The organism is Nosocomiicoccus sp. HMSC09A07 (genome assembly GCF_001808485.1).
GTDB lineage: Bacteria > Bacillota > Bacilli > Staphylococcales > Salinicoccaceae > Nosocomiicoccus > Nosocomiicoccus ampullae_A.
The window spans coordinates 33,615-49,416 of sequence record NZ_KV793644.1; the positions used below are offsets into that span (position 1 = coordinate 33,615).

Annotated in this window: 16 protein-coding genes and 3 tRNA genes; 14 read left to right on the forward strand and 5 right to left on the reverse strand. The window is 38.4% G+C overall.

Going from position 1 to position 15,802, the window contains the following annotated elements:
• Window positions 1-1,208: LPXTG cell wall anchor domain-containing protein (locus HMPREF3177_RS07530; protein ID WP_168161326.1), on the forward strand; the 1,208-nt coding region annotated here is incomplete at its 5' end.
• A gap of 61 nt (window positions 1,209-1,269) precedes the next feature.
• Here the strand turns inward: HMPREF3177_RS07530 and HMPREF3177_RS07535 are convergent.
• The gene (locus HMPREF3177_RS07535) at window positions 1,270-1,962 is read right to left on the reverse strand and encodes a YsnF/AvaK domain-containing protein (RefSeq protein ID WP_070458356.1); all 693 of its coding nucleotides are present in this window, start codon (window positions 1,960-1,962) and stop codon (window positions 1,270-1,272) included.
• Window positions 1,963-2,007: 45 nt separating this feature from the next.
• Window positions 2,008-3,021, reverse strand: a complete 1,014-nt coding sequence (locus HMPREF3177_RS07540; RefSeq protein ID WP_070458359.1) for a zinc-binding alcohol dehydrogenase family protein — start codon at window positions 3,019-3,021, stop codon at window positions 2,008-2,010.
• A 138-nt stretch (window positions 3,022-3,159) separates the two neighbouring features.
• Here HMPREF3177_RS07540 and folP point away from each other — a divergent pair, with 138 nt between their 5' ends.
• The 8 genes from folP (at window position 3,160) to HMPREF3177_RS07580 (ending at window position 7,658) form a co-directional block, all read left to right on the forward strand.
• Window positions 3,160-3,948, forward strand: coding sequence for a dihydropteroate synthase (gene folP / locus HMPREF3177_RS07545; protein WP_070458362.1), 789 nt, complete (start codon window positions 3,160-3,162; stop codon window positions 3,946-3,948).
• Window positions 3,949-4,311 (forward strand): dihydroneopterin aldolase, encoded by a 363-nt coding sequence (folB, locus tag HMPREF3177_RS07550; protein WP_070458365.1) that lies wholly within the window; start codon window positions 3,949-3,951, stop codon window positions 4,309-4,311.
• Window positions 4,311-4,787: a 2-amino-4-hydroxy-6-hydroxymethyldihydropteridine diphosphokinase gene (folK, locus tag HMPREF3177_RS07555; protein ID WP_070458368.1), complete on the forward strand. Its 477-nt coding sequence runs from the start codon at window positions 4,311-4,313 to the stop codon at window positions 4,785-4,787. Before folB ends, folK begins: the two co-directional genes overlap by 1 nt.
• Window positions 4,780-5,784: a tRNA dihydrouridine synthase DusB gene (dusB, locus tag HMPREF3177_RS07560; protein WP_040928203.1), complete on the forward strand. Its 1,005-nt coding sequence runs from the start codon at window positions 4,780-4,782 to the stop codon at window positions 5,782-5,784. The genes folK and dusB overlap by 8 nt, the downstream gene beginning before the upstream one ends.
• A 12-nt stretch (window positions 5,785-5,796) precedes the next feature.
• The gene (lysS, locus tag HMPREF3177_RS07565) at window positions 5,797-7,290 is read left to right on the forward strand and encodes a lysine--tRNA ligase (protein WP_068128607.1); all 1,494 of its coding nucleotides are present in this window, start codon (window positions 5,797-5,799) and stop codon (window positions 7,288-7,290) included.
• A 109-nt stretch (window positions 7,291-7,399) separates the two neighbouring features.
• A tRNA-Val gene (locus HMPREF3177_RS07570) sits at window positions 7,400-7,472 on the forward strand.
• Between the two features lie 28 nt (window positions 7,473-7,500).
• Window positions 7,501-7,572: transfer RNA gene (locus HMPREF3177_RS07575), tRNA-Gly, on the forward strand.
• A 12-nt stretch (window positions 7,573-7,584) separates the two neighbouring features.
• A tRNA-Ile gene (locus tag HMPREF3177_RS07580) sits at window positions 7,585-7,658 on the forward strand.
• A 68-nt stretch (window positions 7,659-7,726) separates the two neighbouring features.
• On the opposite strand, the gene HMPREF3177_RS07585 is transcribed toward HMPREF3177_RS07580, so the two are convergent.
• Complete coding sequence (locus HMPREF3177_RS07585) at window positions 7,727-9,040, reverse strand: MurT ligase domain-containing protein (RefSeq protein ID WP_070458371.1); 1,314 nt, start codon at window positions 9,038-9,040, stop codon at window positions 7,727-7,729.
• A 128-nt stretch (window positions 9,041-9,168) separates the two neighbouring features.
• Between HMPREF3177_RS07585 and rpsN the strand changes: the two genes are divergently transcribed.
• Window positions 9,169-9,438, forward strand: coding sequence for a 30S ribosomal protein S14 (rpsN, locus tag HMPREF3177_RS07590; RefSeq protein ID WP_070458374.1), 270 nt, complete (start codon window positions 9,169-9,171; stop codon window positions 9,436-9,438).
• A 39-nt stretch (window positions 9,439-9,477) separates the two neighbouring features.
• Here rpsN and HMPREF3177_RS07595 read toward each other — a convergent pair whose 3' ends face one another.
• Window positions 9,478-9,933 carry a hypothetical protein gene (locus tag HMPREF3177_RS07595; protein ID WP_083286915.1) on the reverse strand — a complete coding sequence of 152 codons (456 nt, stop codon included), beginning with the start codon at window positions 9,931-9,933 and terminating at the stop codon, window positions 9,478-9,480.
• 63 nt (window positions 9,934-9,996) lie between these two features.
• A complete protein-coding gene (locus HMPREF3177_RS07600) occupies window positions 9,997-11,211 on the reverse strand; it encodes a NupC/NupG family nucleoside CNT transporter (protein ID WP_070458377.1) in 1,215 nt (404 codons plus the stop codon).
• Window positions 11,212-11,391: 180 nt separating this feature from the next.
• On the opposite strand from HMPREF3177_RS07600, the gene HMPREF3177_RS07605 reads away from it, so the two are divergent.
• Genes HMPREF3177_RS07605 through HMPREF3177_RS07620 form a run of 4 tightly spaced genes read left to right on the forward strand, consistent with a single transcriptional unit; the run spans window position 11,392 to window position 15,797 of the window.
• Window positions 11,392-11,856, forward strand: a complete 465-nt coding sequence (locus HMPREF3177_RS07605) for a CtsR family transcriptional regulator (RefSeq protein WP_068128600.1) — start codon at window positions 11,392-11,394, stop codon at window positions 11,854-11,856.
• Between the two features lie 4 nt (window positions 11,857-11,860).
• A complete protein-coding gene (locus tag HMPREF3177_RS07610; RefSeq protein WP_070458380.1) occupies window positions 11,861-12,361 on the forward strand; it encodes a UvrB/UvrC motif-containing protein in 501 nt (166 codons plus the stop codon).
• Window positions 12,333-13,349: a hypothetical protein gene (locus HMPREF3177_RS07615; protein WP_070458383.1), complete on the forward strand. Its 1,017-nt coding sequence runs from the start codon at window positions 12,333-12,335 to the stop codon at window positions 13,347-13,349. Before HMPREF3177_RS07610 ends, HMPREF3177_RS07615 begins: the two co-directional genes overlap by 29 nt.
• 3 nt (window positions 13,350-13,352) lie before the next feature.
• Window positions 13,353-15,797, forward strand: a complete 2,445-nt coding sequence (locus tag HMPREF3177_RS07620) for an ATP-dependent Clp protease ATP-binding subunit (protein WP_068128592.1) — start codon at window positions 13,353-13,355, stop codon at window positions 15,795-15,797.
• Window positions 15,798-15,802: the final 5 nt, after the last annotated feature.

Here is a 15,802-nt window from a genome sequence, read left to right on the forward strand (position 1 = left end):
CTGACGGTAAAGATGGAAAAGATGGTCAATCTGTTGATGTGGAAGTACGTCCGGTCTTAGATTCCAATGGTAAAGAAATTGGAAAAGAATTTATCTTCCGTGACAAAGAAACAAATGTAGAGTTAGATCGCGGAATTATTTATAACGGACAAGACGGCAAAGACGGTAAAGATAATGGAGTTACAAACTCAAATGTAAATGATATCTTTATTGATCAAAACAATAATATTATTATAGAACGTGAAGATGGTAGTAAAGAAAAATTAGGACAACTACCTTCAGAGTCAGTGATTAAAAATGTTATTGTTAATGTTAATAATGAAGTCGTACTAGTGTATAACGATGGTAAGACTATCAACATTGGAAAACTTCCAACAACTAATGGAAAAGACGGTAAATCTGCTTATGAATTATGGCTAGAACAAGGTCATACAGGAACAATTGATGATTTCTTTGATTGGTTAAAAGGAAAAGATGGTAAGACACCATCTATTGATTCAAATGAAATCAAAGATGAAAATGGCGATGTGATTGGTGTTCACATCATTATTAGAGATGGCGAAGGAAATATTGTAAATGAATACGATATATACAACGGTAAAGATGGAAAAGATGCTAGTAATCTGATCGTTGAAACTGAGTCAATCTACGACGAAAATAAAAATGAACTTGGTCATATCGTTATTATTAAAGATAGTGATGGTAATAAGTTGAGTGAATTTGAACTTCGTCATGGTAAAGATGGCAAGGATGGAAAAGATGGTCAGTCAATTACAATTGTAAGCCAAAGAACAGACAAGGACGGTAATATTACATTAGTATTCAGCGATGGATCAACTGTAGTTATACCAAAAGGTAAAGATGGCAAATCAATTTATATCACAAGTAACTATAGAGATGAAAATAACAATATAGTTCTTGAATTTAGTGATGGCACATCAGTTATTATTCCATGTAAATGTAGTACTGTGGAGACGCCAAAAGTACCAGGTGAAACAGAAGAGACGCCAAAAGTACCAGGTGAAACAGAAGAGACACCAAAAGTACCAGGTGAAACATCAAATAAAACTAATGATTCAAGCAATGTAAATCAATTTGTTTTACCTAACACTGGTGAGGCTAATGATAGTAATGCATTAAGTGCTACTGCACTTCTGTTAATTGGTACTTCAATGCTTGCAGGAACTAGAAGACGTAAAGAGGACTAAAGGTTAATCTTTAGATATAAAAATAACCCAGTAGCTCAAATTGCTACTGGGTTTTTTGTGCTTATTTTTCTCTCTCTGTTACATTTAAATTATCACCAGTCTTATCGACTTCAATGTCATCGTATTGGACGGTGTCTTTAATATGTTTTACTTCTTCTGTCACTTCTTTTCGAATAACAATTTCTTCAGAAACGACTTGCTCTTTAATAATACGAATACGCTCTCGAGTCACTGGTATACGCGTAACGTTGATGTCGTCAGTGTCTTCAGCGTTATTGTATTCTGATAATAACGGCTCTTCTTCAAACTTATGACGTTCGATAGTGACGGAATCTTTTTGAATCGGTACATCGACTTCTTCTTCACGTGTTTTTACACGTTTTCTAACATTTACTTCGCCTGCGTCAACAGTATGTTTATTCGCGACGAGTTGTTCTTCATGTAGTTCAAATTTTCCAGGTACTTCTTGTTTATTTTTATCATCTTCATTAAAGATGAATAACAAATACTCGCCTTGATCGAGTGAATTAGAAACCTCGATGAGTTCTTCATCGGTAAAATCTTTAAAAACAGAAGCATCTGTCGTCTCATCGGTGATAATCGCTTCGTTTAGTCCACTATATTTGTGTAAAAGTTCGGGAACTGGGTGAGCGGTAAATACAGTTAATTCATTCGGTTCATATCCACGCGTGACATAAGCGTTAATTTTTTTATCTAATTCAGTTATATTTTGTGCTTGAGTAAATTGTGACATAGTAATCACTCCAAATTTATAATTTTTTTAAACATACTTATACTCTTACTCTTCAACTTCTATAACGAGTTTTCCATGAACTTCGTGATTTTCTAATTTTTCGTGTGCTTTAAAGATATTGTCTATTGATAATCCCTTCATGACCTCTGTGACTGTTGGTTTATAAACACCTTCATTAATAAGATGACTAATTTCACTTAAGTATCTGTGGTACTGATATTGATCGTCTAAATCTTGTAGTGCTCTTGTAAACATAAATTCATGTGTAAATGTAATGCTCTTTGCTTTTAATAGATTTAAATCTTGTTTTTCAGTAAATGCGACAATTGTTGCGATGTGACCGCGTGGTTTTACGAGGTCAATCATCACTTCGTAATATAAATCCGTGTCGAATGTACAAAATACGTAGTCGACGTTTTCGAGATGATGTGCTTTAAATTCATCGCGTAAATCATTTTTATGGTTTAATACGACATCTGCTCCGAGTGATTTGGACCACTCTTTTGTTTCATCTTTTGAAGCAGTCGTAATGACAGTAAGGCCATAGTGTTTCGCAATTTGTGTCGCCATACTTCCAACGCCGCCTGCACCGTTAATAATAAGGATGGATTTACCTTTATTGTCTTCTTTTTTTGTACTGATGTTGAACACTTCAAAGAGAGTTTCTGACGCAGTAAGACTAGTGAGTGGAAAGCCTGCCGCTTCATTAAGCGATACGTTTTTAGGTGCATGCGAGATATACGCTTCATGCATCACTTGATGTGTTGCGTTCGAGCCGTCGACATCTGCGCGACCAGAGTAAAAAACGACGTCTCCTACTTTATAGGCTGTGACGTCACTCCCAGTGTCTTCTACGATACCGACTGCGTCGTATCCGAGTATTCTCGGTGGGTGTTTAATTTCAGTTTGACGTGTTTTTGTGTCGACCGGATTCATACCAATCGATTTTACTTTTATGAACACTTCTTTATCATTTAGCATTGGCTTTTCAAACTCTTTTCTATAAAACTTATTTCCTTCACTTAGTTTAAATGGTTCATCTGCAGCAATCCCATACATGTTTAACGCCTCCAATTTAATAGTTAATATATGAATACCCTTACTTCTAACATAAGAAACCGTCAAAGAATTTATAAGTTAAAAAGCCGATAAAAAATGGTATAATACTTATATTCTATGTAATTGAGGATGATTAGAGTGAAGCGACTACAAATTATGGGCATATTAAATGTCACACCGGACTCTTTCAGTGATGGTGGAGAATTTCATCAGCTTGACAATGCGGTCGAGCATGCAAAACAAATGGTAAAAGATGGTGCTGATATTATCGACGTCGGTGGCTATTCAACACGTCCTGGAGGATATACGCCGATTTCTATAGAAGAAGAAATACGTCGCGTCGTCCCAGTCGTTGAAGCGATTCACGAATTAAATTTAGGTGTCGATATTTCAGTCGACACGTTTCGTAGTGAAGTCGCAAAAGCGAGTATTGAAGCAGGGGCTACAATTATTAACGACCAGTGGCGTGGAACGTACGATGAAAAGATCTTAGAAGTCGTCAGCGAATATAACGTGCCGATTATTTTAATGCACAATAACGAGCATGCTAAATACGACGACGTCGTCGAAGCTATGGTTGCCGAGCTAAAAGAAAGTGTCGAACTTTGTAAGAAGTATAACATCAAAGATGAAAACATATGGTTAGATCCAGGCGTTGGATTTGCAAAATCACGAGACGAAGATATTAAAGTGATGAAAAACTTACACAAACTCGTCGATTTAGGCTATAAAGTTCTACTCGCAACGAGTCGTAAACGAATGATTAAAGAACTTATCGAAGACGATAGAGGACCAAAAGACCGCGATGCGGGTACTGCAGCAACAACTGTTATCGGTATAAATCACGGTGTAGACGCGGTACGCGTTCACAATGTAAAAATGAACCGCGATATTAGTGACGTTTATATGAAGTTAAGAGGGAATTAAATGGATATTATAAGAGTAAATGGCATTCGACTTTATGCTTATCACGGAGTGTTACAAGCTGAAAGAGATATCGGGCAGTACTTTATCGTCGATGTGTTGCTATATACAGACTTAACAGAAGCTTGCGTTTCTGATGACGTGAACGACACGATTAACTACGCAGAAGTGTACGAAACTGTTGAAGCAATCATTCAGGGCCCACCAGTGAACTTACTCGAGCATCTAGGACATAAAATAATAGAGAAACTAACAAATGACTATCCAGTTGTGAAGAAAATCGAGGTTACAATCACAAAACCGAGTCCACCAATCGATGGCAACTACAAAGATGTGAGTGTGACGTTAAATAGAGAGGTTAAATAATGAAAGCTAAAGCGTATCTCGGACTAGGCGCAAACATTGGAGAGCGCCTTGAAAACTTAAATCGAGCGATTCAATTACTAGATAGTGGAAAAGATTGTGAAGTAACGAAACAATCATCTATTTATGAAACTGCACCATACGGTAAAACAGATCAACCAGACTTTTTAAATATGGTTGTTGAAGTTAAAACAGACCTTGAACCGATCGAGCTACTAGAGTTTTGTTTATATGTAGAGAGTCAACTCGGTCGCGTACGTGAAGAAGTATGGGGACCTCGAGTGATTGATATCGATGTACTCATGTATGAAGATTTAGAAATCGACATCGATAATTTAATCGTCCCACACGAAGAAATGCATCTACGCAAGTTCGTGTTAGAACCGTTCAACGAAATCGCACCGAATGCAGTACATCCGACATTTAATAAAACTGTCAAAGAGCTGTTAGAAGAACTAAACGGTGACACGGATGTTTAAAATTGGGAATGTAGAAATCCCAAACCGCGTTGTACTTGCGCCAATGGCAGGGATTTCCAACGTCGCGTTTAGAAAGACAGTCAAAGAGTTTGGTGCTGGAATGGTATGTGCTGAAATGATCAGCGACAAAGCACTGATCACTAACAATAAACGCACGTTAAAAATGCTCGAGGTGGACGAGACCGAGCACCCAATGTCACTTCAAATATTCGGTGGTGAAAAAGACACTTTAGTTGAAGCGGCAAAATATGTCGACAAACATACGAACGCTGATATTATAGATATTAATATGGGATGCCCAGTGAATAAGGTCATCCGCTGTGAAGCAGGTGCGAGGTGGTTACTCGATCCAGATAAGATATACGAAATGGTAAGTGCTGTTGTAGAAGCGGTTGAAAAGCCTGTCACTTGTAAAATGCGTATCGGTTGGGATGAAGAACACATCTACGCAGTTGAAAATGCGAAAGCCGCTGAACGAGCGGGCGCTGCTGCAATCGCAATTCACGGACGTACACGCGTACAAATGTACGAAGGAAAAGCGAACTGGGACGTCATTCGACAAGTAAAAGAAGCGGTGAACATACCAGTAATTGGTAATGGAGACGTTACAACTCCAGAACTCGCTAAAAAGATGCTCGACGAAACAGGTGTTGATGCTGTGATGATTGGCCGTGCCGCACAAGGGAATCCTTGGATTATATACAGAACCGTTCATTATTTAGAAACTGGTGAATTACTCGATGAACCGAGTTTAGATGAGAAAATCGACGTACTCACACTACATATGGATCGTTTAATCGACTTAAAAGGTGAGAAAACTGCTATTATGGAAATGAGGAAACATGCGTCGTGGTATTTGCGAAACGTTAAAGGTGGCGGACAAGTTCGCAGGCAAATTAATACAGTGGAAACACGAAGAGATCTCATTCAACTTTTAACACAATTTAAACGAGACATGGAATTACGTGACAATAAACAAACAGAAATACTTGTATAAGGAGACATATCAATGAGTGAAGAAATTAACGACCAAATTGAAGTTCGTCTAAATAAAATGAACGAACTTCGTGAAAAAGGACTCGACCCATTTGGACAAAAATTTATTGTAGATGCTACGTCTAAAGAATTAGTCGAAAATTGGGACGAGTTTTCTAAAGAAGAATTAGCAGAAAAAGAAACAGAGTCTAAAGTGCGTATCGCAGGGCGAGTGATGACAAAACGTGGTAAAGGTAAAGCAGGATTTGCGCACATTCAAGATATCGATGGACAAATTCAAATTTACGTGCGTAAAGACCAAATTGGTGAAGACGCGTTCGACGTTTGGAATCAAACAGACTTAGGTGATATCGTCGGTGTTGAAGGTGTTATGTTTAAGACAAACACGGGTGAATTATCTGTAAAAGCGACGGAGTATGTACATTTATCTAAAGCATTACGTCCATTACCAGACAAACACCACGGACTGAAAGACGTTGAAGAGCGTTATAGAAAACGTTACTTAGATTTACTGACAAACGAAGAGTCTAAAGTGCGTTTCATTTTACGTAGTAAAATCATTACCGAGATCAGAAAATATTTAGACGGTGAAGGCTTCTTAGAAGTTGAAACACCGATGATGCATGCGATCGCTGGTGGTGCGCAGGCACGTCCGTTTATTACGCACCATAATGCATTAGACGTTGATTTATATATGCGTATTGCGTTAGAGCTTCACTTAAAACGTCTCGTCGTTGGAGGGCTCGACAAAGTGTACGAAATCGGTCGTGTATTCCGTAACGAAGGGGTATCAACGCGTCATAACCCTGAGTTTACGATGCTTGAATTATACGAAGCATACGCAGACTACGAAGATATTATGGACTTAACTGAAAACTTAGTCGCACACGTAGCGAAAGAAGTACTCGGTTCTTCAGTCGTAGAATACGAAGGAGAAGAAATCGATCTTTCACCAGGTTGGCGCAGAGTCCACATGGCTGAAATTGTTAAAGAGTATACAGGTGTAGACTTCTTTGAACAAATGTCAGACGAAGAAGCACTCGCGCTTGCAAAAGAACACGGTGTTGAAGTCGATAAATTCCATAGTACGTTTGGTCACGTATTAAACGAATTCTTTGAACAAAAAGTAGAAGAACACCTACATCAACCAACATTTGTTTACGGTCACCCAGTAGAAGTGTCACCGTTATCTAAGAAAAACCCAGAAGATGAAAGATTCACTGACCGCTTCGAGTTATTTATCGTCGGACGTGAACACGCGAACGCGTTCACAGAGTTAAACGATCCAATCGATCAAAGAGAAAGATTCCAAATGCAAGTCGACGAAGCGAAAAGCGGGAACGATGAAGCACATGAAATGGATGAAGACTTCATCGAAGCATTAGAATATGGACTCCCACCAACAGGTGGTTTAGGAATAGGAATCGATCGTCTCGTAATGCTGTTAACGAACGCATCATCGATTCGCGACGTTCTATTATTCCCTTATATGAGACAGAGTAAGTAATTAGGAAACATCCGCCGATAATTATCGGTGGATGTTCTCTTTATAGCTATTTATAAAAAACACTTGACGGTTATTAAAATTCATTGTAATATGTATAGTGTTGTGTCATGGAGGATTAGCTCAGTTGGGAGAGCACTTGCTCGACAAGCAAGGGGTCGGTGGTTCGAGCCCGCCATTCTCCATTTTTTTTATTTTAAAAGTAAATCATCTGCGGAAGTAGTTCAGTGGTAGAACACCACCTTGCCAAGGTGGGGGTCGCGGGTTCGAATCCCGTCTTCCGCTTTTTACTTTCTAGGGCCTATAGCTCAGTTGGTTAGAGCGCACGCCTGATAAGCGTGAGGTCGGTAGTTCGAATCTACCTAGGCCCATCGTTCTACAGTCGGTAACGGCTGTCTTTTTTTATGCAAAAAAACCGTTCGTAATGAACGGTTTTGTGCTAGATGATTTTTTTATCTTTTAATACTTTTCTAAACTCAAGCATTGCAGTATAACTCGCGATAATTTGAATGTTATCTGTACTCGCGTGCTTTAAATCTTCGACGATTTTTTCTAGATCGTCATATTCTTTAATTATGTGAGGGTTAAAACCTGCTTCAACTAAACGTTCCGTCATAACCTCTTTACTTATACCACCAGTTTTAATTGTCGTAATGTTTTGACTAAGTAATGATTCGAAGTTACCATCACGTAACCAACTCACATCTATCCCGTCTGCGGGGCGATTGTTTAAGAGCGCAACGAGTGTCATTGGCTCTTCAACTGCTTCGATTAGAGTTAGAACTTGGTTTAAACCGACAGGGTTTTTAACAACGTTTAAAGTTGCTGTATGACCGTATATATTAATGCGTTCTTGTCGGCCAAATACACGTTCTGTCTCAAGTAGTGCGGCTTTAATATCATCGTTATTAATATCATACTCTTTAGCGACACTATAGGCAGCAAGTGCGTTATAGACGTTGTATAAACCAGCGACAGGGATTTTAAACGTCGCATCGTCCATACGAAAAGTAGACGACTCTTCTGACAGTTTGATAATATCTGTGACTTTGTAGTCGAGTACTGGTCGCTTAAAATTACCTGATTTACAGTAATAGTTTCCTTGTCCAGAGTACGTATATGTTTTGTAAGATAGTGTGCCACCACATTTCGGGCAATAATGCTGAGATTTTGGTGGGTGAACAGGTGTGTCTACACCGAAAAATTTTCGTTCGTTCGGTAACTCTACCGTATTAAATAACGGTAAATCTCCGTTTTGTAACAGTATCGCATCCGGTACTTTTTTAGCAGCGTTTACGAGTAACTCATATGTTTTCGTAACGTCACCATAGCGATCTGCTTGGTCTAAAAATAGATTTGTATGGATTATGTACTTTGGGTTTAAGTCTTCAACGACTTTATTTAGAGTTCCTTCATCGACTTCTAAAATAGCAAATTTCTTTTCATCTGTACGATTTTTATGTTCGATGAAAGCACCAGCTATCCCTTGAACCATATTACTGCCTTGTATGTTAGACACGATCGTATTATATTTTTTCTTAAAAATGTTTGTGATTAAACGTGTCGTCAATGTCTTTCCATTCGTTCCAGTAATGATGATAACGTCATAATGTTGTGAGATATCTTTAATTATATTTGGAGAGATTTTAAGTGCTATTTTACCTGGGAGGCTAGAACCACCACCAGTAAATGTTGTAAGGAGTCGCTTCGTTATGCGACCTGTTAATAAAGCGAATGTTGTTCTAATAGACATTGAGATTTCCCCTTAAAATTAGTATGTATTATTATATCATTTTCAAATAAAATAAATAAATAAATTTGAATTTTTTAAAAGACGTGCTATAATTATAAAACGTAACAATTACGATATAGGAGGATTGTATGGCTAAAAAATCTAAAATAGCTAGAAACAAACAGCGCGAAGCAACTGTAGAAAAGTATCGCGCAATTCGAGAAGAAATGAAGAAAAATAAAGACTACGAAGGTCTTAAAAAATTACCGAGAGACGCATCACCAACACGACTCGTTAATCGTTGTGAAGTGACAGGGCGTCCGCGCGGTGTACTTAGAAAATTTGGAGTATCACGTATTAAATTCCGTGAACTTGCACATAAAGGCCAAATCCCTGGCGTTAAAAAATCAAGCTGGTAATCAAAAAGTCCTCTTCTTAAAGAAGAGGACTTTTTTGATTTAAAATGAGATCTCAACCGTTTTTAATCCATCGATGTTTTTAATTTTAGCAACTTCTTCATCAGAAGTTGGATATAAGTAAATTTCTTCTAGTTCAGAAGAGACACTTAAATATGCCTCATCGTCTTTAAAGAAACATAAGTCTTCAGGAGAGTCCGGTAAACTCCAGTCATATAAACTATTCGAGCGTTCGAGTAGCTTATCTTTTGCTTCAGATGTCGTCTTAAAGTAATACACTTTTGCGGTGTCATCGAAAAGGTTTGTCGATGGCCATTCATGTTGTTCCAGCACTTCTATAAATGAGTCCCCAAACCATTCGTTTAAATCTTGAAATGCATGTTCGTACTTTAAAATATCTGTACGCACGACGAGTTGAAACGTATCGCACGTCTCAAATAAAAAGTCGAGCAATGCTTCATACGTTTTTCCCACTGGGTTTTCTGTTACTGAAATCATTTTTTCACCTCGATTAAATTTTTATATAAGAAAAAGGTATGTCTAAAGACATACCTTATCGATTTATCTTACAAAGAATCCAACGATAACTGCACTTAATACAGATACGAGAGACGCACCGTATACAAGTTTTAAACCGAATTTCGCAATAAGGTCACCAGATTTTGCGTGGATACCTTTAACAGTACCTACGATAATTCCGATCGAACCGAAGTTAGCGAACGAAACTAAGAATACTGAAACCATTGCTTGAGTACGAGGTCCAAAAGTATCTTTAATTGCTTGTAAGTTTTCCATCGCAACGAATTCGTTTGTAACGAGTTTTGTTGCCATTAAAATACCAACTTCATGCGCTTCAGCAACTGGCACACCAATTAATACAGCAAGTGGCATTAAGATGTAACCGAGTATATCTTGGAACGTAAATACCGATCCAGGAATCGCTAAGAATAAGTTATTTAAGATTGCGATAAGCGCGTTAAATGCGATCAGCATCGCTGCTACGATAACCGCGATTAAAGCACCTTGTAAAATGTAGTCACTTAAAATTTGGAAGAATGACTTCCCTTGGTCAGGGTTAGACTCTGATGCAGTATAGTTTTCTTCCTCAGGTACATCATACGGGTTAATAATATGTATGATGATGTAAACGCTGAATAAGTTCAGCACAATTGCCGTGATGACGTACTCTGGTTGTAATAGTGTCATGTATGCTGCAACCATCGATAGAGAAATAGAACTCATCGCTTGCGCTGCGAGTGTATACAGACGTTGTTCGCCAAGTAAAGGTACTTGGTTTTTTAATGAAACGAATACTTCTGATTGTCCAAGGAACATCGAAGCTGCACCGTTATAAGACTCAATAAATGGCATACCAGTAATTTTTGATAAAATCCATCCTAAGCCGTGGATGATTGCTGGTAAGATTTTAAAGTATTGTAAAATACCGATTAATGCCGAAACTACGATGATAGGAATTAATACGTTAAAGAAGAATACAAATTGTCCTTCACCATTTGCGTCAACGAGTAACGGTCCGAATACGAAGCTCGTACCGACGCCTGCATATTCAAGTAATTTACCGAATCCAAACGCGAGCCCATCGACCACTTTACGTCCGCCACCTGTAGATAGAATTAAAAAGGCAAATGCGAATTGTAATGCGAGTAGTAACAGTATTTGTTTCCACTTTTTAAATGCGAGTTTTTTATCAGAACTTGCAATCCATGCTAAGAAGAATGTGACTGCGATACCGATAATACCCCATATAATATTCATAAACACACCTCAATAAAATTTTAAAGTTATTCCATTATTATAACTGTTGTGTATATTGTATGTAAAGAATGTTCAATGATTTGAAAGATGAATTAAAACATATGGATAAGCATCCAAATTGATTAAAATAGGTCAAATAGGTTATACTATAGTCAAAGAAGGTCAAAAAGAGGTGGTTCTATGCGAAATATGTCGGATATTATCGAGGCTTATCTGAAACAAAAAATTGAGGAGTCTCATAATGAGCGCGTTGAAATTAAACGTGCGCAAATCGCTGAGAAATTCGATTGTGTTCCGTCGCAACTAAACTATGTCATTAAAACACGTTTTACAAACGAACTTGGTTATATCGTTGAAAGTAAACGTGGTGGCGGTGGGTACATTAGAATTACTAAAATTGAAACTCACGCTAAAGCAGACTATTTAGAACATATACTTGGGTTAATTGGGGATAGACTCTCTCAAATCAATGCGCAACATTTAATACAGTCTATGTATGACCGAGAAGTGATTACATATAACGAAGCACGTATTATGGATCGCATTATTTTAAGAGAGACGCTATTAATCGATTTACCTGAACGAGATATATTACGCGCACATATTATGCGCAACATTATTGAAGCAATATTATACGAGGAGTGATTGAATGCGGTGTGAAAGATGTCTTAAACGTGAGGCGATGATTCATGTGGCGGTCAGTCAAAACGAACATAAAAACGAACTATTTTTATGCCAAGAGTGCGCGCATGAATTATTTAATCAAAGCGTTGAAGACCAAGACCACAATCACTTAAATAATTTTATGTTACACGCACAATCTGAAATGAGAACGTGTCATCATTGTGGATCTACATTAAAAACAATCGTCGACATGGGTCGATTCGGATGTGAACACTGTTATGAAACATTTGGAAGTGATATTCACCAGATGATTAACCGTGTACAACATTTAAAAGATCGTCACGTCGGTAAAGTGCCGAAATCGTACGAATTATATTTAAAACAAGAAGAAAAAATCGAAAGACTCGAAGAAAAGTTAAACGTATTGATTAAAACGCAAGCGTTTGAAGAAGCTGCAGTTGTGAGAGATGAAATCAAAGCGTTAAAGGAGGGTGGTAATGGTGAAGACGAGCCCCTGGCTGAATAACAGCACACATCCACCGATTGAAATGTCGTCTCGCATTCGCCTTGCGCGTAATGTCGAAGGCTTAAATTATCCGCATCTTATTAAGGATGACAAAGAGTACGCACCGATTATAGAGACGATTACAACAGACTATCCGGAGTTTAACGTCATACACATGAATGAGTTAACGGATATCGAAAAAGAACTAATGAACGAAAAGTTTTTAATCAGTAAACTGTTTAAAAATCGTGGTGTGACACTGATTGTCAGTGAAGATGAAACGACGTCGATTATGATCGGAGAAGAGGATCATATTCGTATTCAAGTTGTAAATGTCGGACGTTCGCTTGAAGAACTGTATGAGGTGGCATCTGACATTGATGATGCGCTAGAAAAAGATTTAACGTATCAATTCGATCGTCAGTACGGATATAAGACGGCGTGTCCGACGAATGTTGGAACGGGACTTCGTGCGTCTGTGATGCTTCACTTACCAGCCTTAACGAGAAATAAACGAATTAAACGTCTACGTGACGTCCTCACGCGTATGGGATACACGCTTCGTGGTATATACGGAGAAGGGACACATCCAGTTGGAGATGTTTATCAACTTTCGAACCAAGTGACGTTAGGTTTAATTGAGTTAGAGATTATCCATCATCTCGAGGAAATTAAAGAACAAATTATATTTGAAGAAACTCGAATGAGAGATTGGTTTTATCAAAATCGTGCGTTGACAGTGAGAGATACTGTATTTCGATCATATGGATTATTAAAGTATGCAGAGCAAATGTCATTAGAAGAAGCAGCAATGCACTTAAGTCATTTAAAATATGGCGTCGATATGGGAATTTTAGAAATCGAAAACTTTGAATTTCAAACGATATTAAATCAAATACAACGTGCATTTGTGCGTCAAAGTATAGAGTCGGTAGAACCCGCATATATCGATGCAGCAGAAAATAAAGCGCGTGCCACAATTTTAAAACGGCGCTTAGGAGGTATTTAATCTATGTTATTTGGTAAATTAACTGAACGTGCACAACGCGTATTAGCGTATGCACAAGAAGAAGCGATTCGCTTAAAACATTCAAATATAGGAACAGAGCACTTACTACTTGGTCTCGTGCGAGAACAAGAAGGTATCGCAGCAAAAGTTTTACAAGCTTTTGATATTACAGAACCATTAATAGAAAAAGAAATTAGTAAATTCGTGACAGAGGGTACAGAAACGCCAGTCAGCCTTCAATACACACCGCGTGCAAAACGCGTCATCGAATTATCTATGGATGAAGCACGAAAATTACACCATAATTTCGTTGGAACAGAGCATTTATTACTCGGGTTAATACGTGAAAGTGAAGGTATCGCAGCACGCGTTTTATCTTCTCTCGGTTTAAACATCACGCGCGCACGAGCGATGGTCATTCGAATGCTCGGGAACCCGCAGATGTATAAGTCACAAGAAGCAAAACCTGAAACAGATACGCCAACACTTGACGGTCTTGCGACAAACTTAACAAAAAAAGCAGAAGATGGGCGTTTAGATCCAGTCATCGGTCGATCAGATGAAATTACACGAGTCATCGAAGTGTTATCACGCCGTACAAAAAACAATCCGGTATTAATCGGTGAGCCAGGGGTCGGTAAAACGGCTGTCGCGGAAGGGCTTGCGCAAAAAATCGTTAAAAACGAAGTACCGTCAACGTTAAAAGATAAACGCGTCATGATGCTCGATATGGGTACAGTCGTTGCAGGTACTAAGTACCGCGGTGAATTCGAAGAACGCATGAAAAAAGTCGTCGATGAAATTAAAAAATCAGGAAACGTAATTTTATTTATCGATGAAATGCATACGTTAATCGGAGCAGGTGGTGCGGAAGGTTCAGTAGATGCATCTAACATTTTAAAACCGTCTCTATCTAGAGGAGAAGTTCAAGTTATCGGTGCGACAACGTTAGAAGAATATCGTAAATATATCGAAAAAGACGCAGCACTCGAACGTCGTTTCCAACCTGTAATGGTTGACGAACCGTCAGTTGAGGACACGATTTTAATTTTAAAAGGACTACGTGACCGTTACGAAGCACATCACAGTGTGACAATTACTGATGAAGCACTCGAAGCAGCAGCGGTTATGTCAAACCGCTACGTTCAAGATCGTTTCTTACCAGATAAAGCAATTGACTTAATCGATGAAGCATCTTCAAAAGTGCGTTTAAAATCACATATGTCACCACCAGATTTAAAAGATTTAGAAGATCAGCTAGAAAAAGTAAAACAAGAGAAAAACGCAGCTGTACAATCTCAAGAATTTGAAGTAGCAGCGAAATACCGCGATGACCAAACGAAAATCGAAGAGAAGCTTCAACAGTTAGAAAACGACTGGAAGAACGCGCAATCGTCAGACAAACAAAAAGTAACGCGCGAAGACATTGAACTTGTCATTTCAAAAATGACGGGCATTCCACTGCAAAAAATTGCAGAAGAAGAGTCAGAGCGACTGTTAAACTTAGAGAAAATTCTACACGACAGAGTCATCGGTCAAAATGAAGCGGTAGAATCAATTTCTAAAGCAGTACGCCGTGCACGTGCAGGGCTTAAAAATCCTGAACGCCCAATCGGTAGTTTCATCTTTTTAGGACCGACAGGTGTCGGTAAAACAGAGCTTGCAAAAGCACTGTCTGAAGCACTTTTCGGTGAAGATGACGCGATGATTCGTATCGATATGTCTGAATATATGGAAAAACATAGCGTTTCTAGACTCGTCGGTTCACCTCCAGGATATGTTGGATATGACGACGGTGGTCAATTAACAGAACGCGTGCGTAGAAAACCATATTCACTCATCTTATTCGATGAAATTGAAAAAGCACACCCAGACGTATTTAATATGTTACTTCAAGTGTTAGATGACGGACGTCTTACAGATTCAACAGGTCGTACAGTCGACTTTAGAAATACAGTCATCGTCATGACATCTAACGTCGGAGCGACTGAGTTACGAGACAACAAATTCGTAGGATTCGGCTCTCAAGAAGCTTCAGAAGACTACGAAACAATTCGCAATACGATGATGAAAGAACTTAAAAACACGTTTAGACCAGAATTCATAAACCGTGTCGACGATATCATCGTATTCCACAGCTTAGAAAAAGAACATCTAGAAGAAATCGTTTCTCTTATGATTAAAGACTTAAATGCGCGTCTAAAAGACCGTGACATTCAAGTTGAATTAACAGACAGCGCAGTAAAAGCACTCGTCGATGACGGGTACGACAAAGAATTTGGTGCGCGACCATTAAATAGAAGTATTCAAAAGAATATTGAAGACACGTTAAGTGAAGCGATATTAAGTGGACAAGACTTAGTAGGTAAAACGGTGTCTGTCGATTATAAAGACGACGCATTTAAAGTCGACACAGGATCGCTTGAAAAGACAACTGAAAATGCATAAATAGA